General features: G+C 31.7%; 20 protein-coding genes, 2 pseudogenes and 1 riboswitch. Of the genes and pseudogenes, 19 read left to right on the top strand and 3 right to left on the bottom strand.

Going from position 1 to position 21,333, the window contains the following annotated elements:
- From JJD95_RS14740 to JJD95_RS14785, 10 genes and pseudogenes are all read left to right on the top strand, one after another.
- Positions 1 to 184, top strand: a pseudogene (locus JJD95_RS14740) (electron transfer flavoprotein subunit alpha); the annotation flags it as partial.
- 121 nt (positions 185 to 305) lie between these two features.
- On the top strand, positions 306 to 1,154 hold the full coding sequence (locus JJD95_RS14745; RefSeq protein WP_291643785.1) for a 3-hydroxybutyryl-CoA dehydrogenase: 849 nt from the start codon (positions 306 to 308) through the stop codon (positions 1,152 to 1,154).
- Positions 1,155 to 1,509: 355 nt separating this feature from the next.
- On the top strand, positions 1,510 to 3,408 hold the full coding sequence (locus JJD95_RS14750) for a sigma 54-interacting transcriptional regulator (RefSeq protein ID WP_291643786.1): 1,899 nt from the start codon (positions 1,510 to 1,512) through the stop codon (positions 3,406 to 3,408).
- A 322-nt stretch (positions 3,409 to 3,730) separates the two neighbouring features.
- A complete protein-coding gene (locus JJD95_RS14755) occupies positions 3,731 to 4,897 on the top strand; it encodes an iron-containing alcohol dehydrogenase (RefSeq protein ID WP_291643787.1) in 1,167 nt (388 codons plus the stop codon).
- A 354-nt stretch (positions 4,898 to 5,251) separates the two neighbouring features.
- Positions 5,252 to 6,121, top strand: coding sequence for a sulfide/dihydroorotate dehydrogenase-like FAD/NAD-binding protein (locus tag JJD95_RS14760; RefSeq protein WP_291643788.1), 870 nt, complete (start codon positions 5,252 to 5,254; stop codon positions 6,119 to 6,121).
- Positions 6,121 to 7,503, top strand: a complete 1,383-nt coding sequence (gene gltA, locus JJD95_RS14765) for an NADPH-dependent glutamate synthase (protein WP_291643789.1) — start codon at positions 6,121 to 6,123, stop codon at positions 7,501 to 7,503. The genes JJD95_RS14760 and gltA overlap by 1 nt, the downstream gene beginning before the upstream one ends.
- 344 nt (positions 7,504 to 7,847) lie before the next feature.
- Entirely contained in the window at positions 7,848 to 8,888 is a 1,041-nt protein-coding gene (gene gap, locus JJD95_RS14770; RefSeq protein WP_291643790.1) for a type I glyceraldehyde-3-phosphate dehydrogenase, read from the top strand.
- A gap of 236 nt (positions 8,889 to 9,124) precedes the next feature.
- Positions 9,125 to 9,538, top strand: a complete 414-nt coding sequence (locus tag JJD95_RS14775; protein ID WP_291643791.1) for a C-GCAxxG-C-C family (seleno)protein — start codon at positions 9,125 to 9,127, stop codon at positions 9,536 to 9,538.
- Between the two features lie 19 nt (positions 9,539 to 9,557).
- Positions 9,558 to 10,463, top strand: a complete 906-nt coding sequence (locus tag JJD95_RS14780; RefSeq protein ID WP_291643792.1) for a DNA glycosylase — start codon at positions 9,558 to 9,560, stop codon at positions 10,461 to 10,463.
- A 5-nt stretch (positions 10,464 to 10,468) separates the two neighbouring features.
- Positions 10,469 to 11,182, top strand: a complete 714-nt coding sequence (locus JJD95_RS14785) for a TVP38/TMEM64 family protein (RefSeq protein WP_291643793.1) — start codon at positions 10,469 to 10,471, stop codon at positions 11,180 to 11,182.
- 12 nt (positions 11,183 to 11,194) lie between these two features.
- Here the strand turns inward: JJD95_RS14785 and JJD95_RS14790 are convergent, their stop codons facing one another.
- Complete coding sequence (locus tag JJD95_RS14790) at positions 11,195 to 11,842, bottom strand: TIGR01906 family membrane protein (RefSeq protein WP_291643794.1); 648 nt, start codon at positions 11,840 to 11,842, stop codon at positions 11,195 to 11,197.
- 312 nt (positions 11,843 to 12,154) lie between these two features.
- On the opposite strand from JJD95_RS14790, the gene groES reads away from it, so the two are divergent.
- From groES to guaA, 4 genes are all read left to right on the top strand, one after another.
- Positions 12,155 to 12,442 (top strand): co-chaperone GroES, encoded by a 288-nt coding sequence (gene groES, locus JJD95_RS14795; protein ID WP_291643795.1) that lies wholly within the window; start codon positions 12,155 to 12,157, stop codon positions 12,440 to 12,442.
- 25 nt (positions 12,443 to 12,467) lie between these two features.
- Entirely contained in the window at positions 12,468 to 14,096 is a 1,629-nt protein-coding gene (groL, locus tag JJD95_RS14800; RefSeq protein WP_291643796.1) for a chaperonin GroEL, read from the top strand.
- 160 nt (positions 14,097 to 14,256) lie between these two features.
- Positions 14,257 to 14,354: riboswitch (purine riboswitch) on the top strand.
- Between the two features lie 141 nt (positions 14,355 to 14,495).
- A complete protein-coding gene (gene guaB, locus JJD95_RS14805) occupies positions 14,496 to 15,950 on the top strand; it encodes an IMP dehydrogenase (protein WP_291643797.1) in 1,455 nt (484 codons plus the stop codon).
- A 62-nt stretch (positions 15,951 to 16,012) separates the two neighbouring features.
- Positions 16,013 to 17,542, top strand: coding sequence for a glutamine-hydrolyzing GMP synthase (guaA, locus tag JJD95_RS14810; RefSeq protein ID WP_291643803.1), 1,530 nt, complete (start codon positions 16,013 to 16,015; stop codon positions 17,540 to 17,542).
- A 46-nt stretch (positions 17,543 to 17,588) separates the two neighbouring features.
- On the opposite strand, the gene JJD95_RS14815 is transcribed toward guaA, so the two are convergent.
- Complete coding sequence (locus tag JJD95_RS14815) at positions 17,589 to 18,677, bottom strand: site-specific integrase (RefSeq protein ID WP_291643804.1); 1,089 nt, start codon at positions 18,675 to 18,677, stop codon at positions 17,589 to 17,591.
- Positions 18,678 to 18,750: 73 nt separating this feature from the next.
- A complete protein-coding gene (locus JJD95_RS14820; protein WP_291643798.1) occupies positions 18,751 to 19,257 on the bottom strand; it encodes a helix-turn-helix transcriptional regulator in 507 nt (168 codons plus the stop codon).
- A 196-nt stretch (positions 19,258 to 19,453) separates the two neighbouring features.
- On the opposite strand from JJD95_RS14820, the pseudogene JJD95_RS20115 reads away from it, so the two are divergent.
- The 5 genes and pseudogenes from JJD95_RS20115 to JJD95_RS14840 form a co-directional block, all read left to right on the top strand.
- Positions 19,454 to 19,531, top strand: a pseudogene (locus JJD95_RS20115) (hypothetical protein); the annotation flags it as partial.
- A gap of 77 nt (positions 19,532 to 19,608) precedes the next feature.
- Positions 19,609 to 19,809 carry a transcriptional regulator gene (locus tag JJD95_RS14825; protein ID WP_291643799.1) on the top strand — a complete coding sequence of 67 codons (201 nt, stop codon included), beginning with the start codon at positions 19,609 to 19,611 and terminating at the stop codon, positions 19,807 to 19,809.
- Positions 19,806 to 19,943, top strand: coding sequence for a hypothetical protein (locus JJD95_RS14830; protein ID WP_291643800.1), 138 nt, complete (start codon positions 19,806 to 19,808; stop codon positions 19,941 to 19,943). The genes JJD95_RS14825 and JJD95_RS14830 overlap by 4 nt, the downstream gene beginning before the upstream one ends.
- 56 nt (positions 19,944 to 19,999) lie before the next feature.
- Positions 20,000 to 20,221 carry a hypothetical protein gene (locus tag JJD95_RS14835; protein ID WP_291643801.1) on the top strand — a complete coding sequence of 74 codons (222 nt, stop codon included), beginning with the start codon at positions 20,000 to 20,002 and terminating at the stop codon, positions 20,219 to 20,221.
- A gap of 345 nt (positions 20,222 to 20,566) precedes the next feature.
- Complete coding sequence (locus tag JJD95_RS14840) at positions 20,567 to 21,205, top strand: HNH endonuclease (protein ID WP_291643802.1); 639 nt, start codon at positions 20,567 to 20,569, stop codon at positions 21,203 to 21,205.
- The last annotated feature ends 128 nt before the right edge of the window (positions 21,206 to 21,333 follow it).

Consider the following 21,333-nt stretch of genomic DNA (forward strand, 5'->3'; position numbering starts at 1 on the left):
ATGTGGTATTTCAGGAGCTATTCAACATTTAGCTGGTATGCAAGATTCTGATTATATAATAGCTATAAATAAAGATGAAACATCACCTATCATGAAAGCTGCAGATATTGCAATAGCGGAAGATTATGCAAAAGTTCTTCCAGAAATAATTGCTCAAGTTAATGCATTAAATGAAGACAAATAATTTGTTTATAAAAAAGTTTTTATTTGAATTAAACTTACCCTAGTGCTAGAATTTATTAATAGGGTAAGTTATTTTACTATATTAAATTTACAATAAAATAAAACTTGAGGAGTGTGTTATTATGGAAAAGATTTTTGTACTTGGTGCTGGAACTATGGGAGCGGGTATTGCACAAACATTTGCAGCTAAAGGATACGAAGTAATAATGAGAGATATTAAAGATGAATTTGTGGATAGAGGACTTGCTACAGTTAAGAAGAATTTGGAAAGATTAGTAAAAAAAGAAAAAATGACTGAAGTTCAAATGGAAGAAATACTTTCAAGAGTTACAGGAACAACTGATATGAAATTAGCAGCAGACTGTGATTTAGTAGTGGAAGCAGCTGTAGAAATTATGAAAATAAAGAAAGAAATTTTTGCAGAACTAGATACAATTTGTAAACCAGAAACTATCTTATCATCAAATACATCTTCACTTTCTATAACAGAAGTAGCGGCGGCTACAAACAGACCTGATAAAGTTATAGGGATGCATTTCTTTAATCCGGCTCCAATGATGAAACTTGTAGAAATTATTAAAGGAATGGCTACATCAACTGAAACTTTTGATGCAGTTAAAGAAGTAGCAATATCTATTGGAAAAGACCCTGTAGAAGTTGAAGAAGCACCAGGATTTGTTGTAAATAGAATATTAATACCAATGGTAAATGAAGCAGTAGGAATACTTGCTGAAGGTATTGCATCTGCAGAAGATATAGATAAAGCAATGATGCTTGGAGCTAACCACCCAATGGGACCACTAGCACTAGGTGACCTTATAGGACTAGACGTATGTCTTGCTATAATGGATGTTTTATATACAGAAACTGGAGATTCTAAGTACAGAGCTCATAGTCTTTTAAGAAAATATGTTAGAGGTGGATTCTTAGGAAGAAAAACTAAAAAAGGATTCTTTGTTTATACAAGATAGAATCTTATTTTGAATAATGAAATTAGAGAGTATTATAACTTAGAGAGAGTTATGATACTCTCTAATTTTTAATTCTATAAATAATACATCTAAAAAAGTACTTACCAGTGTTATTCTAATATTTAAAGTATTTGGCTTAATACTAGAAACAATATTGTATTTTATGAATTAGTAATAATTAAATAAGTCTAAGATAGTATTCAAACATAAACAATGAATTTATAAAGCTTTATAACTTACAAAGGGTTAGAATGCTTTTTTTAATAGAAAAAGAAATGTATTAGTGTTAGAATATATAGCAACAGATATTGTAAGATTAACTCTTTTATTTTATATAAACTAGGAGTTGAAACTAATGACCTATAACAAAAGAAACAGAGAAGAGATTATTAAAAAATCCCATGAACGTTCGCAAAAATATGGTATTAAAATTGAACAAGTAATATCAAATAAAATATTAAAAGGGCAGCAAGTAGCTGATAACATAAAAAACAATAAAGAGTTAATTAGAACAGCAGCTGCTTTTATGAAGATTATTTACGACTTTTTAGAAGGGTCAGGATTTTTTATTCTATTAACAGACAAAGATGGTTGTATTCTTAATATCGTTGGTGATAAAGGTACATTAAATGCCGCAAGAGATATGGACATGGTAATTGGGGCTTATATGGATGAGAAAAGTATAGGCACCAACGCTATGGGAATAGCTATAAGCGAAGATGTGCCTATTCAGCTATCGGCTACAGAACATTTTGTTACGGCATACCACAAATGGACTTGTTCCGCAGCTATTATCCATGATGAAAATGCCAACATAATTGGAACACTAAATTTAACTGGAAATAGTAAGCTAGTACATCCTCATACTTTAGGTCTTGTGGTGGCTGCTGTAAAATCTATAGAAAGTCAGATGAATAGTGAAAAGGTTCGAAATGAGCTTATTAAATCATATTCATATATGAATACAGTTATGAATTCCATCGATTACGGGATTATAGCTATAGATATTAATGGAATGGTTGGAAATATTAATATGGCCTCATGTACTATGTTAAAAATAGTTAGAGAAGAGATAATGAATAACTCTATAGAAAAGGTATTAGGTAATTGGCAATACATATTTAATCAAGTTAAAGAGCAAAAGGACTATCATGATGAAGAAATAGTGTTAATTAGGCAAGGAGTACGAGAAAGATATGCCTTAAGCGCTTATGCTATTAAGGGTGAAAAAAATGAATTTTTAGGTATGGTGTTAACAATTAAAGAGATTCAAAGGGTTTTGAATTTAGTTAGTAAATATACAGGTGGGGGAGCAAGATATGTATTTGAGGACATTATAGGAAAAAGTTCTTCAATAAAGAATGTTATATATAATGCCAGAAATATAGCTTCTAGTCCCTCAACTATATTAATTGAAGGCGAAAGTGGAACTGGCAAAGAAGTATTGGCACAGTCTATCCACAACGCTGGTGACAGAAAAAACAATAGCTTTGTGGCAATTAATTGTGGGGCTATTCCTAAAAATTTAATAGAAAGTGAATTGTTTGGATATGAAGATGGTGCTTTTACTGGAGCTAAAAGAGGTGGAATGCCTGGCAAATTTGAACTGGCAAATGGTGGAACCTTATTTTTAGATGAGATTGGAGAAATGCCTCTTGATATGCAAGTGAATTTACTTAGAGTGCTGCAAGAGGGGAGTGTCACTAGAATAGGAGGTAACAGATATATTCCTATAGACGTCAGAATAATAGCAGCCACCAGTAAGGAGCTTGTAAAAGAGATAGAAAAAGGTACCTTTAGACGGGATTTATATTATAGGCTTAGTGTTATTCCAATTTGGTTGCCACCACTAAGAGATAGGGAAGACGATATAATGCTTTTATTCGAACACTTTTTAAGTGTAAAGGCAGAAAAACTTAGAAAGCCAATTCCTAGTATATCTGATGAAATATATAATAATATCTTAACCTATAACTGGCCGGGAAATATCAGAGAAATTGAAAATATTGTTAATTTAGATGGAAATACTACCTTCGATATTGAAAAGAAACAAGATGAACTGCGCTGTATTACAAAGTATGTTAATAAAATATCTGGTGAACAGTACATCTGCTCTTTGGAGGAATTAGAAAACAAGGCAATAATTGCTTCCATTAAAAAATTTGATGGAAATATAACTAAGATAGCGAAGGTGCTAGGCATAAGTAGAAACACATTGTATGTGAAAATTAAGAAGTATAATATTCATATATAGAATTGATTTGTTATTTATTTTTACGTGCCTAACATTAAAATCATGGAAAGTTGGAAATGAATAAAGTGTTAGTAAAACTAACAATGTCATATAAACTAACAATTTAATTGAGTTAATTGTTAGTTTATATGACACTAAATTTTTAATAGTATAAAATGTTTATCTCGATATGTTAAGTTTTATTATTTGAATGCTGAATCTACTTCGTTAATGATATATCATTAACGAAGTAGTCGGAGAAATAACAAAGTTGGCATCAAGATTGCTATGAATATAAATGTAAGAATACATAATACTAAGTGAAAATATGGAGGGGAATATAATGAACAGATTTACGTTGCCAAGAGATATTTATTTTGGAGAAAATTCATTAGATGTATTAAAAACAATAAAGGGTAAAAAAGCAATAATAGTTACTGGTGGAAGTTCTATGAAAAAATTTGGATTTTTAGATAAGGTTGAAGCTTATTTAAAAGAAGCTGGAATTGAGGTTAAGCATATTACTGGAGTAGAACCAGACCCATCAGTAGAAACAGTTATGAATGGTGCAAAAGTAATGAGAGAATTCCAGCCCGACTGGATTGTATCCATAGGTGGAGGTTCACCAATAGATGCAGCAAAAGCAATGTGGATTTTCTATGAATATCCAGAATTTACTTTTGAACAAGCGGTTATACCATTTGGTATTCCTGAACTAAGAAAAAAAGCTAAGTTTATAGCTATACCATCAACTAGTGGAACAGCAACTGAGGTTACTGCATTTTCAGTAATAACAGACTATAAAGCAAAAATAAAATATCCATTAGCGGATTTTAACTTAACGCCAGATATAGCAATAGTTGATCCTGCACTAGCTCAAACAATGCCTCCAAAATTGGTAGCGCACACAGGTATGGATGCATTAACTCATGCAATTGAAGCTTATGTGGCTGGACAAAGGTCAAGTTTTTCAGATCCCTTAGCTATGCAAGCTATAACAATGGTTAAAGAAAATTTATTAATGTCCTTTGAAGGAAATGAGCAGGCAAGAGATGAAATGCACATTGCACAATGTCTTGCAGGAATGGCATTCTCAAATGCATTACTGGGTATTGCTCATAGCATGGCACATAAAATAGGCGCTGTATTACATATTCCTCATGGATGCGCAAATGCAATATTTCTTCCATACGTTATAGATTTTAATAAAAAGATTTGTGGAAATAGATATGCTGAAATTGCAAGATGTTTAAAATTAACTGGAAATTCTCAAGATGAATTAATAGATTCATTAACTAATATGATAAGGGATTTAAATAAAGTTATGGATATACCATCTACCTTAGCTGAATATGGAATAACTAAAGAAGATTTCGAGGCAAATGTGGAGTTTATGGCTGAAAATGCTATAGTGGATGCATGTACAGGATCTAACCCAAGGTCAATAAGTGTTGCTGAAATGAAAAAAGTGTTTAATTGTACATTTACAGGGGAAAAAGTTAATTTTTAACCATAGGTAATAATTAATTGATAGAGTTTATCTTGACTATAGCTTTAGAAAGATTTAAAATGTAAATATAATTTAAATTGGTGTATGATAATTGTTGGAGATATCCATATAGTATGGGCATCGATAAGAAACTCAAATATATTAAGAATTTGAAGAAATTTTAAGATGACAGGTAGTTAATAGCATTATTAGTTATATGCTTTTTGATGCCTGTCTATTTAATTAGGTATTTAGAAAAAATAACAAGTCAAAGATGGCCTGCTATCGATATACTAATAAAAATATTACAACAATTGTGTTTTTAATATACTTAATATAAAAAGAAAAAAATTATATGAACATGGAGGGGAAAAAATGTATAAAATAACGGAGAAAAAAGCATTAGCACCTCAAATATTTCTAATGGATATCGAGGCGCCAAGAGTAGCTAAATCAGCGAAACCAGGTCAATTTGTAATTGTAAAAATGGATGAAAAAGGTGAAAGAATACCTTTAACAATCTGTGATTATGATGTCAAAAGAGGAACGGTTACCATAGTAGTCCAAACAATAGGTTGTTCAACTAAAGAGATGGAGAACTACGAAGTTGGCGACTCGTTTTTAGATTTTGTAGGACCACTGGGGCAAGCATCAGAATTAATGAGTGAAAGCATTGAAGAGCTAAAGAATAAGAAAATTATTTTTATAGCTGGTGGTCTTGGAACAGCTCCCGTTTATCCTCAAGTTAAATGGTTAAGTGAGCAAGGGATTAAGGCAGATGTAATAATAGGCGCAAAGGCTAAAGAGTACATAATTTTAGAAGATGAAATGAAGAATGTAGCAGGCAACGTTTATCCATGTACTGATGATGGTTCTTATGGATATAAAGGACTTGTTACAAATAAATTAAAAGAATTAGTTCAAATTGAAGGTAAAAAATACGATTTAGTTATTGCTATTGGACCAATGATAATGATGAAATTCGTCTGTAAATTAACTGAAGAGCTTGGAATAACAACTATAGTAAGCATGAACCCTGTTATGGTAGATGGAACAGGAATGTGTGGAGCTTGTAGGATTACTGTAGATGGTGAAACTAAATTTGCCTGTGTTGATGGACCAGAATTTGATGGGCACAAGGTTAATTTTGAGGAAGCAATGAGAAGACAAAAAATATATAAAAAAGAAGAAGTCTCTGAAAATGAAGGAATAAAACCAGGATGTGGCTTAGGAGGTACTAAATAATGAGTAAAATGAAGCAAACGAAAATATCAGAACAAGATCCTAAAATAAGAGCAACTAATTTTGAAGAAGTTTGCCTAGGATATACAGAAGATGAAGCAGTTGAAGAAGCTACAAGATGTTTAAACTGTAAGAATCCTAAGTGCGTAACTAAATGTCCTGTAGCAATAGATATTCCTGGGTTCATTCAGCATGTTAAGAATAGAGAATTTGAGGAGGCAGTTAAAGTAATAGCAAAATATAGTGCATTACCAGCTGTTTGTGGACGAGTCTGTCCACAAGAAACTCAATGTGAAAGCAAATGTATATTAGGAATAAAGGGAGAATCGGTTGCCATAGGTAAACTTGAAAGATTTGTAGGAGATTATTCTAGGGAACATAATGTTGATATCTCAGAAACAAAGCCTAAAAATGGTAAAAAGGTAGCTGTAATAGGAAGTGGACCTGCTGGACTTACTTGCGCAGGAGATTTAGCCAAGGCTGGATATGATGTAACTATTTTTGAAGCACTTCATGAAGCTGGTGGAGTTTTGGTATATGGTATTCCTGCATTTAGACTACCAAAAGAAACAGTTGTTAAATATGAAGTTTCAAATGTTATAAAATTAGGCGTTAAAATAGAAACAAATGTTATAGTGGGAAGAACTATAACAATAAATGAGCTAATGGAAGATGAAGGCTTTAATGCTGTATTTATTGGTTCAGGTGCAGGACTTCCAATATTTATGGGGATACCTGGAGAAAATTTAAATGGAGTATTCTCGGCTAATGAGCTCTTAACTAGAAATAACTTAATGAAAGCATATAAAGAGGGGTATAAAACACCTATAAGAGTAGGAACAAAGGTTGCAGTTGTAGGTGGAGGTAATGTTGCTATGGATGCTGTAAGAACAGCAGTGAGATTAGGCTCAGAGGGCCACATAGTATACAGAAGATCTGAATCAGAACTTCCAGCTAGAGCTGAAGAAGTTCACCACGCAAAAGAAGAAGGAGTTATAATGGATTTACTTGTGAATCCAATTGAGATCCTGGGAGACGCTACAGGAAATGTTATAGGTATGAGGTGTATAAAAATGGAGCTTGGCGAACCTGATGCTTCAGGCAGAAGAAGACCAATAGAAATTAAAGGTTCAGAATTTATAATGGATGTAGACACAGTTGTAATGTCTCTAGGTACATCACCAAATCCATTAATTGCATCAACGACTGAGGGACTCGTAACTAATAAATGGAAATGTATAGTTGCAGATGATGAGACTGGTTTAACGTCTAAAGTTAATGTATATGCCGGTGGAGATGCGGTTTCAGGAGCAGCTACGGTTATACTAGCTATGGAAGCAGGCAAAAAAGCTGCCAAAGCTATAGATGAAATGTTAACAAACTAATAGAGAACAACTTAAGCAACTCCATAAACGAAAGTTTATGGAGTTGCTTTTTTTGTGTAAAAATTTGTATTTTAAGAGGCGAAGGAATTGTAAGCATTAAGCAGTATAATGGATATAAAATTACATATTTAGAAAATTATGAACTTATTAACTATTGACAAAAGTGTAGCACAATGATATAAATAGTGTAGCACATAATAGTTATATAACGTATTATGATGTAAAGGGTTAAATATGAACAAAAAAATAATATGAATATATTAAAAATATGTGTAAAATTTAAATTATAAATAAAAATAGTATAACACAATAAACAAAATAAGTTGTATATTGGAGGAGTAAATATGTGTATAAAAATTGCCATAAATGGGTTTGGAAGAATAGGAAGAGTTGCATTAAGAATTGCACAAGATAATTTATATGAGGGAGCAGAAATAGTAGCTATAAATGCAAGAGCAGATGTAAAAACTCTGGCACACCTTTTTACCTATGATTCTTGTTATGGGACATTTAAAGGTGAAGTAGAAACACAAGGCAACTCATTAATAATAAATGGTAAAGAAATTAAAGTGTTTAATGAAAAAGAACCTAAGGATTTGCCTTGGAAGGAACTAGGTATAGATGTTGTTATAGAATCAACAGGTATATATAAAAAGAGGGAACAGGCTATGCAACATATTATAGCGGGAGCTAAAAAGGTGATAATTACTGCACCAGCAGAGGATGAGGATATAACAATAGTTATGGGAGTTAATGATGGAAAATATAATCCTCAAAAGCATCATATTATTTCCAATGCGTCTTGTACTACCAATTGTCTTGCACCTTTTACTAAAGTATTAGAGGAGCAATTCGGTATAGTTAAAGGATGTATGACAACAATACACTCCTATACCAATGATCAAAAAATATTAGACAAAACTCATAAAGATTTAAGAAGAGCTAGAGCGGCTGGGGAATCAATAATTCCTACAAGCACTGGAGCTGCAAAAGCACTTTCAAAGGTAATTCCAAATCTTGAAGGAAAAATTAATGGTTCAGCTTTAAGGGTGCCTACAGCTGCAGTGTCTATAACAGAGCTAGTATGTGAGGTGTCAAAAGAAGTAACTGTAGAAAAAGTAAATAATGCATTCAAATATGCATCACAACATGAGCTTAAGGGTATATTGGGATACTCAGAAAGACCATTAGTATCTATAGATTATAAGGGCGATGATAGATCATCTATAGTTGATGGACTTTCGACCATGGTTATAGGTAAAAATATCGTAAAGGTACTAGCATGGTATGACAATGAATGGGGATATTCAGCTAGAACAGTAGATTTAGTAAATCTTGTAGCAAGTAAAATGGCAAGTGTAAAGAATATGAAAATGGTAGTATAATTTAAATAAGAAAATTAAGTGTTACTCATGATTTATGGTTAAAAACGGGGATGGTTAACAATTATTAGCTAGTTTAGTGGTTAATAATTGAGAGCTGTCCTCTTTTATTTTTTCTCAAGTTGTAGTATCATCAGTGAACAGCAATAAAATTTGTGAAAAAGCTTTACAAATATAAAAAAAATGTTAACACATAAAAAATTTTGGTATAATGAAGTTAAACAGTAGGAGGCAAAGTTATGTTAATTGAAAAAATAAATAAATATTATACCCCTAAATATGATTTAAGTTGTTCAGAAGTGATGATTTACGCATCTAGTGATGAATATAATATGAATTTGAAAAGCGAAACATTTAAGGCTATGTCATCCTTTGGTGGTGGAATGGCAGTGGAAAGTGTATGTGGAGCAATAACAGGTTCTCTTGCAGTTATAGGTATTTTATTTACTTGTAAGCGGGCACATGAAGGCGAGAGAGTTAAAAAATTATGTCAGGAATTTTTTCAAAAATTTGAAGCAAAGTTAAATACGAATAATTGTGCTGTGCTTAAAGCAAACTATAAAAAAGAAGATATTGGTTGCAGGATAATGCTCGAAACCGCTGCTAGCATTTTAGATGAAATTGTTATTAGAGAATTAAAAATTAACAAATAATTGTTTGAAGGGAAAGATTATGGATTATAAAGACATTGAATCATTTGATAAAGGCATCATTATAAAAGATGTAGAAAACTTTGAATTAGATCACATATTTCAGTGTGGGCAATGTTTTAGATGGAATAAAGAGGCTAGTGGGAGTTACATAGGAGTAGCATACGGCAAAGTGATAGAAGTAGAAAAAAAGGGTACTGATGTAAAAATATATAATATAAATGAAGAAGAATTTAATAATATTTGGTGTGATTATTTTGACCTCCAGAGAAATTATATGGTTATGAAGGAGAAATTTGAGAAGGATCCTCTTCTTAAAAAATCTGTTGATTTTGGATATGGTATTAGAATACTTCAGCAGGAGCCTTTTGAACTCACAATATCATTTATAATTTCGTCTAATAATAGAATTCCTATGATAAAAAGAGCCATAGAGAAGCTGAGTAATAAATGGGGAAAACCCATAGAATATAAAGGAGAAACTTACTATGCCTTTCCAAGACTTTCTGATTTAGAAGGAGCGTCTTTAGAAGATATTAAGAGTTGTGGGCTAGGATTTAGAGCTAAGTATGTAAAAAACACAGTACATAGTGTATATACTGGTGAAGCAAATTTGGAATTTATTAAAGCACAAGATGATGAGATTTGTCATAAAGAGTTACAAAAACTAAGTGGTATTGGTCCAAAAGTTTCGGATTGTATTATGTTATTTTCTATGCAAAAATACTCTGCTTTTCCAGTGGATGTATGGGTTAAGAGAGCAATGCAATTTTTTTATTTAGCGCCAGATGTGTCACTACCTAAAATAAGGATTTTCGCTAGAGATAAGTTTGAAGGCGCATCAGGTTTTGCACAACAGTATTTATTTTATTATGCAAGGGAAAATAATATTAAAATAGAGCCAATTACAAAGGCTTCAAAAGGGTGAAAAGAATGAAAAAAATATGTAATACTATTAAAAGCAAGGCATCGAAAAGCAAACAATATATAGTACTAGCGGCAGTTCTATTGCTTTTTATATATATTGGGTATGAATATTTTTCTAAATATGCAAATATAATAAAAGATCCTAACCTTTTAAAAGAGGTTATTCTTTCTTATGGGAATTTTAGTATTTTAGTTTTTATTCTTATGCACGTGATACAAGTAGTTATTTTCTTTATTCCGGGGGAGTTTATACAAATTGCAGGAGGGTATATTTTTGGTACTTTTCTAGGAGCTATATTTTCTTTAGTAGGTATTACTTTAGGAAGTCTAATTATTTATTCTATTTGTAATAGCTATGGGAAACCCTTTGTAGACAAGTTGATATTAAACAAGAAAGTAAAATTTTTTAAAAAGATATTAAATGTAGGAAGTAAAAAAAGTGTTGTATTTATCTTTTATTTAATTCCTGGAATACCAAAAGATGCACTAGCATATATATGTGGAGTATCAAATATTTCTTTCAAAGATTTTATTATATATTCTACATTAGGCAGAATTCCTGGAATTTTCATTTCATCCTTTTTTGGTCAAAAGATATATGCATGGGACCTTACAACTTTAATAACTATAGGAGTAATCACTGGTATTTTATCTTTAGTAGGAATATTTAAAGGTAATACTATAATTAAAAGTATGATTAAAAATAAAAATATTGACTAGTAAAATTACTAGTCAATATTTTGCACGGGACTTATATATATATCTTAATATTAGACTGATTATAATAATTAAACTAAGTATTAATATAGCGCAGTGGAAGAAAAAATCTTGTGGAAGAATTGTTATTATTGGGTCAAGGTCAACATCAAATAACCAGTAATCATTATTGAAAAAGATATGATGAAAGGTGGTAAAACTCTTATCAAAATTAATTATAAAGGGAATAAGTAGTAATATTGGCATGATTATTAAAATTATAGAACTAGTTAACAGGTACTTGAATTTTTTCTTTCTCTTATTGATGATTATACCTATAATACTTATTAATATTGAGAATAATAGCATTATCTTAAGAGTATCGAATATTGCTTTAACCTCTTTAAAATGAGTTTGTCCATTAATAGATGAAGGTAATGTTGGAAGATTAAATTCTTCATCTTCATATTGCGTTAAGTATGTTATTACATAGTCATAATTAACTTTTAGCTCCGCTTTGCTTAAATTAGAAGACTCTTCTATATTTAAAATATTAATATCTGCATAATACAAGGGTTTAAAAAGTAGAGTGAAATTTACAATTAAGACTATAAAAGAAAAGGTAAAACACATAATAAAAAGAGATTTCAATAAAAAATTAAAACATTTACTTATGATATTCATAAAATCACCTCCATTTAGTGATTTTATCAATAAATTCAAATTTATTCAATGATTTTAAAATTAAATTTAAATATATTGATAATTCAGAAAAGCGACATAAATCACAAAATTATAAAAAATGAAGCAAATAAGAGGAAAACTATAGAAATCAGTGATAAATAAACATGGTTTGTGATTTTGGCTATAAATGGTATAATATATGGAATAGATGAATTTGATATTATGCTCACAATAAATTAAGATGGTAATTAGAAAACATATTAGCACTCGATTGTATCGAGTGCTAACAAAATAATATAAGGAGGGGTTTAAATGAACATTAGACCACTTAGTGATAGAGTATTAATTAAAAGGTTAGAGGCAGAAGAAACAACAAAAAGTGGAATACTTTTAGCAGGAGCTTCAAAAGAAAAGCCACAAGAGGCTGAGGTAGTTGCAGTAGGACCAGGAAAAGTTGAAGATGGAAATTTAATTAAAATGGAAGTTGAAGTAGGAGATGTAGTACTATTCGCTAAATATTCAGGAAGCGAAATAAAATATGATGGTATTGAGTATATCATATTAAAACAAGAGGAATTATTAGCTATAATTGAAAAATAATTTTTAAAGTATAGGAGGTTTTAAAATGGCTAAAAGTATATTATTTGGAGAAGATGCAAGAAGAGCTATGCAAAGAGGTGTAGATAAGCTTGCAGATACTGTTAAAATCACACTAGGACCCAAAGGAAGAAATGTTATTTTAGATAAAAAATTTGGATCACCACTTATAACTAATGATGGTGTTACTATAGCAAGAGAAATAGAACTTGAAGATGCTTATGAAAATATGGGAGCTCAGCTTGTTAAAGAAGTTGCTACAAAGACAAATGATGTAGCTGGTGATGGAACAACTACAGCTACTTTGCTTGCTCAAGCTATAATTAGAGAAGGCCTTAAAAATGTTACAGCTGGTGCAAATCCAATGCTAATAAGAACTGGTATAAAAATGGCTGTAGATAAAGCAGTTGAAGAAATTAAAAAAGCTTCTAAACCAGTTAATGGTAAGGAAGATATAGCTAGAGTTGCTGCTATATCAGCAAGCGATGAAGAAACTGGAATTCTAATAGCTGATGCTATGGAAAAAGTAGGTAATGAAGGTGTTATAACTGTAGAAGAATCAAAATCTATGGCAACTGAACTTGATGTAGTTGAAGGAATGCAGTTTGACAGAGGATATTTAAGTGCATATATGGTTACAGATGCAGAAAAAATGGAAGCAAATCTTGATGAACCATATATTTTAATAACAGATAAGAAAATTACTAATATACAAGATATACTTCCAATACTTGAGCAAATTGTTCAACAAGGTAAGAAATTATTAATAATTGCTGAAGATATTGAAGGCGAAGCTTTAAGTACATTAGTTGTTAATAAATTAAGAGGAACTTTTACTTGCGTAGCTGTTAAAGCACCAGGGTTTGGTGATAGAAGAAAAGAAATGCTTCAAGATATAGCATACCTAACTGGTGGAGAAGTTATATGCGAGGAACTAGGACGTGAACTTAAAGATGTTACTGTTGATATGCTTGGTAAAGCAGAAAGTGTTAAAGTATCTAAAGAGAACACTACAATAGTAAACGGAAAAGGTGAAAAGGTAGCAATACATGATAGAATTTCTCAAATCAAAAAACAAATTGAAGAAACTACTTCAGACTTTGATAGAGAAAAATTACAAGAAAGACTTGCAAAACTTGCAGGTGGAGTAGCTGTAATAAAAGTTGGAGCTGCTACTGAAACAGAATTAAAAGAAAAGAAACTTAGAATAGAAGATGCACTAGCAGCTACAAAAGCAGCAGTTGAAGAAGGAATTGTTGCAGGTGGTGGAACAGTTTATATTAATGCTATTGTAGAAATTGCTAAATTAACATCAGATATTGCAGATGTTCAAGTTGGTATTAACATAATCAAAAGAGCACTAGAAGAACCATTAAGACAAATAGCTACTAATGCTGGCGCAGAAGCTTCAGTTATAATAGAAAAAGTAAGAGAAAGCGCTGGAGAAATTGGATATGACGCTTTACGTGGCGAACTTGTAAATATGATAAAAGCTGGAATTGTTGACCCAACAAAGGTTGTAAGATCAGCACTTCAAAACGCAGCATCAGTTGCAGCAACATTCTTAACAACAGAAGTTGCAGTAGCAGATATTCCAGAAAAAGCTTCAGCACCAATGGGTGGAGCACCAGGAATGGGAATGGATGGAATGTACTAAAAGTAATTAAATAAGATTTATAAGAAAAAATTAGCTAGGCATTTGCCTAGTTAATTTTTTTATATATTATTAATTCTTAGAGTTGCATTTTAATATTTTGGTGAATTAGTAAGAATTATTCATTGACAAATCTTTAAACATTTACTATCATTATAATAACTTTAAATTTAATATCGTAACTCATATATCCCTTGAATATGGCAAGGAGTATCTACGGTCAGCCGCAAATTGACCACTATGAGTAAACTTAGTATGAACTTATTTTAGGCATGCTAATTTTACTTTAGCCAAAGTAGGATTAGTATGCCCTTTTATAATTTACAAAGGTTGCATATATAAATATTTTTATGCTAATTATAAAGATGAATAAAAAATAAAATTGTGAAAGGCGTTGATTAGATGGCAAAGATTCTAAAAAAGGCATATACATTTGATGATGTGTTGCTAGTTCCTAATAAGTCAGAAGTATTACCTCGAGATGTGAGTTTGGTTACATACCTAACAAAAAAAATAAAACTTAATATACCATTAATGAGTGCTGGAATGGACACTGTTACTGAGTCTAGAATGGCTATAGCGATGGCTAGAGAAGGCGGAATAGGAATTATACATAAGAATATGAGCATAGAAAACCAAGCTATTGAAGTGGACAGAGTTAAGAGACAAGAAAATGGCGTAATTACTGACCCTTTTTTCTTAGGCCCAGATAATATTTTAGAAGAAGCGCTAGCATTAATGAGTAAATATAGAATATCAGGAGTTCCAATTACAACAAATGGTAAATTAGTTGGAATAATTACTAATAGAGATATAGTTTTTGAAACTGATTATAGCAAAGTAATTAAAAACATAATGACAAGTAAGAATTTAATTACTGCACCAGAAGGAACAAGTATGGAAGAAGCAAAAGAGCTTCTTAAAAAACATAAAATAGAGAAGTTACCTTTAGTGGATAGCGAAAATAACTTAAGAGGACTTATCACAATAAAAGATATAGAGAAAACTATAAAATTTCCTGATGCGGCTAAGGATTCTAGAGGAAGATTATTATGTGGTGCAGCTGTTGGGGTAACTGCAGACATGATGGAGAGAATAGCAGCCTTGGTAAAATCTGATGTAGATGTAATAACTATAGATACAGCTCATGGCCATTCTTTAGGAGTACTAGACGGAGTAAAAAAAATTAGAGCAGCATATCCAGAGCTTCAAATAATAGCAGGAAATATTGCTACCGCTGGGGCTACTCGCGATTTAATAGAAGCTGGGGCAGATTGTGTGAAAGTAGGTATAGGTCCTGGATCAATTTGTACTACAAGAATTGTAGCAGGGGTAGGAGTTCCACAACTTACAGCAGTTATGGACTGCGTGGAAGAAGCAAATAAATATGGAGTACCTGTAATTGCAGATGGTGGCATAAAATACTCGGGAGATATAGTTAAGGCACTCGCAGCAGGCGCCAAAGTGGTCATGATGGGGTCTATGTTTGCTGGGTGTGAAGAAGCACCAGGTGAACTTGAAATCTATCAAGGAAGAAGCTATAAGGTATATAGAGGTATGGGTTCTTTAAGTGCTATGGCCTCGGGAAGTAAGGACAGATATTTCCAAGAAGGAAATAAAAAATTAGTGCCAGAAGGGGTAGAAGGAAGATTGCCTTTTAAAGGAACAGTTATAGACACAATATTTCAGATGGTTGGCGGTATACGTTCAGGAATGGGATATTTAGGTTCAGCTACCTTAGAACAATTATTTGAAACTTCAACTTTTGTTGTTCAAAGTTCAGCAGGACTCAGAGAAAGTCATCCACATGATGTATCAATTACAAAAGAAGCACCAAATTATAGTGTGGGTAGCTAGTATTAGATAAGAATGGCTAAAGAAAAAGATCGGACTTTACTTATAGGAGGAAAATAACATTGATTAATAGAGAACTTATTTTAGTAGTTGACTTTGGTGGTCAATATAACCAACTTATTGCAAGAAGAGTTAGAGAAAATAATGTGTATTGCGAAATAGTGCCATATACATCTTCTGTCCAAAAAATAAAAGAAATGAATCCAAAAGGATTAATATTTACTGGCGGACCCAATAGTGTTTATTCTGAAGGTGCTCCAAAAGTTGAAAAGGAAATATTTGAACTTGGTGTTCCTGTTTTAGGAATATGTTATGGTGCCCAGTTAATGGCTCGAATGTTTGGTGGTGAAGTTATAACACCTAATGTTCGTGAATATGGAAAAATAGAAGTTGATCTAAACAAAGATGCTGTTATTTTTGCAGGAATAGAAGAAAAACAATGTTGGATGAGTCATACAGACCATATTTCTAAAGTGCCAGAAGGGTTTGATATAATTGCAACTACTAAAGATTGTCCAGTAGCTGCTATGGCGAATGTTTCTAAAAAACTCTATGGAGTTCAATTTCACCCAGAAGTGAAACATACTATTTTTGGCGAAGAAATGCTTAGAAAGTTCCTATATAATGTATGCGAAGTAAAGGGCGATTGGTCAATGTCGTCATTTGCAGACGAAAAAATTAAAGCTATCAAAGAAATAGTTGGAGACAAAAGGGTACTTTGTGCACTATCTGGTGGTGTAGATTCTTCAGTAGCTGCAATGCTTGTACATAAAGCAATAGGAGATCAGTTAACTTGCGTATTTGTAGATCACGGCTTGCTCAGAAAAGATGAAGGAGACCAAGTTGAAAAAATGTTCAAGGGTCAATTTAAAATGAACATAATAAGAGTTAATGTTCAGGATAGATTCCTAGGTAAACTTAAAGGAATAAGTGATCCAGAGACAAAAAGAAAGATAATTGGAGAAGAATTTATAAGAGTTTTTGAAGAAGAATCTAATAAACTTGGACAATTAGATTTCCTTGTGCAAGGAACTATATATCCAGACGTAGTTGAAAGTGGCACTGCTACTTCAGCTACTATAAAAAGTCACCATAATGTTGGAGGCCTTCCGAAAGATATGCACTTTAAACTAATTGAGCCTTTAAGAGAATTATTTAAAGATGAAGTTAGAGCAGTGGGAGAAGAAATTGGGATTCCGCATCACTTAGTATGGAGACAACCATTCCCAGGACCAGGCCTTGCTATAAGAGTGCTTGGAGAAATAACACCTGAAAAACTATTTATAACAAGCGAAGCAGATGCAATATTCAGAGATGAAATAGCTAAAGCAGGACTTGAAAGTGAAATATGGCAATACTTTGCATGTTTACCTAACATCCAATCTGTTGGTGTTATGGGAGATGAGCGTACATACTGTCATACAGTTGCGCTAAGAGCTGTAACTAGTTCAGATGGTATGACATCAGATTGGTCTAGAATACCCTATGAGGTGCTAGATAATGTGTCTAGAAGGATTGTTAATGAAGTTAAAGGAGTAAACAGAATTGTTTACGACGTAACATCTAAGCCACCTTCAACTATTGAGTGGGAATAAATAATGAAAAGTCCACAGCCCTTATAAAATAGAGGGTTGTGGGCTTTTATTTTGTCTCTTGATTCTGATTTGATTCTACTTTAAGTTTTTGTAGGGTATTTACCATTTCATTTTGCTTATTAGGATACAAATGTGAGTAAGTATTTAATGTAGTTTCTATTTTCTCATGGCCTAATCTTTCAGCTATCAATAGTGGGGTGAACCCTAGATCAATCAACAGGGAAGCGTGGCTATGTCTCAAATCGTGTAACCTTATTCTTTTTACATTGGACTTCTTGCAACCTCTATTCATTTCGCTATGTAAGAAATATTTTGTAAAGGGGAATACTCTATCAGTAGGTTTTACATCATAGAGTGTATTAATATAGGCATTTAAGTCCTTACATAAGAAATCTGTTATTGGGATGATTCTATTACTCTTTGGTGTCTTAGGAGGTGTTACAATATCTTCACCATATAGCCTTTGAAGTGATTTATTAATAGTGATAGTTTTGTTATTAAAATCAACATCTGATACGGTAAGAGCCATTAACTCCCCAATTCTTATACCGGTCCAATATAGAGTTTCAAAGGCTGTTATTGATTGCTGTTTATCTGATACGCACTCAATAAACTTCTGATATTCTTCTCTTGTCCAAAACAACATTTCATCTGCATTTTTCTTCCCCATGGTTCCAGCCTTATGGCAAGGGTTTTCTTTTAGATCATAGTACTTCACTGCATAATTGAATATGGCTACAAGCTGATTGTTAATTACTTTGAGATAGGTTTGAGAGTACTCTTTTTCGTCTTGCATTAATTTATTCTGCCACTTTCTTATATGGGTTGCTTTAATTTCATTAATTGGCATGATCTTAAAGTAAGGTAGTATCTTCAAATCTATAATATACTTCTTGTTAGCTATGGTTGACTTTCGAAGTCTGCTTTCCATGTCTTCAAAATATAACTCTACTAAAGAAGCAAATGCCATATCCGGATTAGCCTGTTGTTTATTAAGAAACTCTCTTTCCCACTCTAAAGCGTCACCTTTTCTTTTAAATCCCCTTTTAAGTTTTTTCTTTCTTTCACCTGTCCATGTATTGAAATAAAACTGCAAGTACCAAGTACCGTGTTTGTCATCTTTATATGCAGGAATAATAATCACCTCCTTGTTTGAATCATGATAGTGAAATTAAATATTCATTCCTGTTGTCAGCAGCAGAAGACTTTTATTGATTTTTCTTTATTAGCTCCAGTAACATAAATTGTATATATGATTTGAAATTTTCACGTAAGTTATCAAAAGCAGATATAGGGAGCCTAATAGTACTATTGTTATATGATAATATATAACATGATTGTTTTATATCACAACTTGAACAGTTCATTTCTACACCATTTATAAAAGTGCAACCTGTTACATTAGTATCAGGTATACATTCTTTAGAACAAATAAATTCTTTGAAATAGCAACCAAGCAAGTTTAATTGCTCTTTAAACAATCTTATTTCATCTAATTTCTTTTGTGCTTCTTCATATCCTAAGAGATATAGTACAGTTGTATCTAATGCTTTTGCAATTTCTTCTAATACACTATTTGGTACTTCGATCTCTCCACTTTCATATTTTTGTATAGTACTTTCAGCTTTGTTTAGCATTTTAGATAATTCCTTTTGAGTTATTTTTTTGCTCTTTCTTTTTTCTCTTATACGATTTGATATTGTTTCTTTAATCAAAGCGCTCACCACCTTCTTGAAATAATGTATCATAAAAAATAGTATTAATCAATAAAAATAACAAAAAAGTGTAGACAAAAATAAAATATGCATATATAATCAAATTAAACAATACTAATAATATGTATATGAAATAATAAAAATAGTATTAATAGTGAAGGCGGTGAGCAAGAATTGAAGATTAAGAAAGGGAACACAAGAACCAATGCCCAAAACGATTGAAAAAATAGCAAAGGCACTTGATGTTTCAGTAGAAGAAATTATTCAAAGGTAAAAATAGAATTTATATGCAAGTGAACAAAAGAAAAACTAGTAACTTTAGAACGTTACATCAGGGAGGAATATTAAAGTATGAGTTATTTAACAGTTACAGACGTTAAAACTATTTTAGGAATAAGTGCTTCAAAAGCATATGTGATAATTAGACAGCTTAACAATGAACTAAAGTCCAAAGGATACATCGTTATTGCAGGAAAAGTACCCAAAAGATTCTTCAAAGAAAAATATTACTGTGAGGTAGATGAACTAAAAGAAGAATTGGCAGCTATGTGATTGAGACAATAAAAGTAATTGATCGTGTGACAATTGAATTTACAGGTGTTAAACCCGACATCAGTAGTTGTATAGCTAATTACATGTCTGATATTTTAAAGATTATGGATAAAAGGGTATGTAGACTAGGATAAATAATAATTAAGAAATAGGTTAACAAGTATTTAAATAGAAGGAGTGTTAAAAAGATATGATAATAACGAAAAGTAAACGAGTTAAAAAGGCTTATAATGTCGATAATGATGAGAGGTATGAAGTACTAAAAGAATTTCAATCTATGTGCATTAGTCATTTAAGCAGTACTCAATCATTTCTTAGTGGATATAAACTATCGTATGACCAAGATGATATAGAAGGACTGTTGGATGATGTATTAGAAGTAATGACCTCAATAGATTTTGAAGAGTATTAAGCATCAAGCCTGGATATTATTATGAGTAAGCAATAGCATTTTACTGTAATTCATGATTTTATAGTACAGTGTGGATTTGATAAAATTATAACCACAAAAGTTAAGCTATATGAATGAAATTATAGATCAAAGTAGCAGCTTCACAAAGACTAAGAGTAAGTATAGGATGAAATGAAAGAACCGCTAATATATATATAAAGTTAATACTGAGTCTGAGTACTGGGTACAACTACCTGTATGGAGATGTTGAGTTAAAGTCTATTACTTCCAATGACATATTAATGGTTATAGATCAAGATAAGCCTTTAGAGGTGGCGAAGCAGTTATATCATTACTTAATTCGGAATGTATGTTACACAATGTCATTATAATGAAATAAAGGATGTGGTAAGTATGCTAACTTGTAGACTTTGTGGTGGTAGCAAAAATCTTTATAAGAAAAGTATGATATGTAGGAAATGCTATCAAAAGGAATATAGTAAAAAATATTATAAAGATAATACAGCTAAGCTTCAAGCTAACTCTACTAAGAATTATTATGCTGAACATGATAAGAACCTTTTGAGTAGAAAGAAGTATAGAGAGAAAATGCAGTTCGATAGTAAAAGAATGGGTGTTTTAGAAAGAGATAAGTATATTTGTATAACATGCAAAACTGTATTTGATGGAAAAGATTTAGTTGTACATCATAATGATAGACAGGGTAGAGGATCAGTATTTAAAAATAATGATGAATCCAACTTAGTTACTTCATGTAGGGCATGTCATGTTAAAGAGCATCATAAGGAAATGAAAGAAGCATTAGCTAAAAAATATGCAGGTAAATGGTCGTTTAAATATGATAAATGTATAGAGTGTGGAACAACATCTATAAAGTATGGTAGCAAGGGCATGTGTAATAACTGCTATGCTAGATATTTAAGAGTTAAAAATGGGACAATTATACCAGTGTTTGAGTGGAGTAAGAAACATCCTTGGTGCTAGAATAGAAATAGTACAATAGAAATTGAGAAAGTTCCTGATAAGTATTACAATAAAGATAATAGATGGAGGGACTTAATCATGAGAAAACAACACGATAAACAATTTAAAGAAGATGCTGTCAAATATTA

It is taken from the genome of Clostridium sp. (assembly GCF_016650035.1).
Classification (GTDB): domain Bacteria; phylum Bacillota; class Clostridia; order Clostridiales; family Clostridiaceae; genus Clostridium_AD.

Excerpts from the sequence above, each read along its gene's own strand:
- JJD95_RS14745 (WP_291643785.1), top strand. The coding sequence starts at position 306 with ATGGAAAAGATTTTTGTACTTGGTGCTGGAACTATGGGAGCGGGTATT.
- JJD95_RS14750 (WP_291643786.1), top strand. The coding sequence starts at position 1,510 with ATGACCTATAACAAAAGAAACAGAGAAGAGATTATTAAAAAATCCCAT.
- JJD95_RS14755 (WP_291643787.1), top strand. The coding sequence starts at position 3,731 with ATGAACAGATTTACGTTGCCAAGAGATATTTATTTTGGAGAAAATTCA.
- JJD95_RS14760 (WP_291643788.1), top strand. The coding sequence starts at position 5,252 with ATGTATAAAATAACGGAGAAAAAAGCATTAGCACCTCAAATATTTCTA.
- gltA (WP_291643789.1), top strand. The coding sequence starts at position 6,121 with ATGAGTAAAATGAAGCAAACGAAAATATCAGAACAAGATCCTAAAATA.
- gap (WP_291643790.1), top strand. The coding sequence starts at position 7,848 with ATGTGTATAAAAATTGCCATAAATGGGTTTGGAAGAATAGGAAGAGTT.
- JJD95_RS14775 (WP_291643791.1), top strand. The coding sequence starts at position 9,125 with ATGTTAATTGAAAAAATAAATAAATATTATACCCCTAAATATGATTTA.
- JJD95_RS14780 (WP_291643792.1), top strand. The coding sequence starts at position 9,558 with ATGGATTATAAAGACATTGAATCATTTGATAAAGGCATCATTATAAAA.
- JJD95_RS14785 (WP_291643793.1), top strand. The coding sequence starts at position 10,469 with ATGAAAAAAATATGTAATACTATTAAAAGCAAGGCATCGAAAAGCAAA.
- JJD95_RS14790 (WP_291643794.1), bottom strand. The coding sequence starts at position 11,842 with ATGAATATCATAAGTAAATGTTTTAATTTTTTATTGAAATCTCTTTTT.
- groES (WP_291643795.1), top strand. The coding sequence starts at position 12,155 with ATGAACATTAGACCACTTAGTGATAGAGTATTAATTAAAAGGTTAGAG.
- groL (WP_291643796.1), top strand. The coding sequence starts at position 12,468 with ATGGCTAAAAGTATATTATTTGGAGAAGATGCAAGAAGAGCTATGCAA.
- guaB (WP_291643797.1), top strand. The coding sequence starts at position 14,496 with ATGGCAAAGATTCTAAAAAAGGCATATACATTTGATGATGTGTTGCTA.
- JJD95_RS14825 (WP_291643799.1), top strand. The coding sequence starts at position 19,609 with ATGAGTTATTTAACAGTTACAGACGTTAAAACTATTTTAGGAATAAGT.
- JJD95_RS14835 (WP_291643801.1), top strand. The coding sequence starts at position 20,000 with ATGATAATAACGAAAAGTAAACGAGTTAAAAAGGCTTATAATGTCGAT.
- JJD95_RS14840 (WP_291643802.1), top strand. The coding sequence starts at position 20,567 with ATGTATGTTACACAATGTCATTATAATGAAATAAAGGATGTGGTAAGT.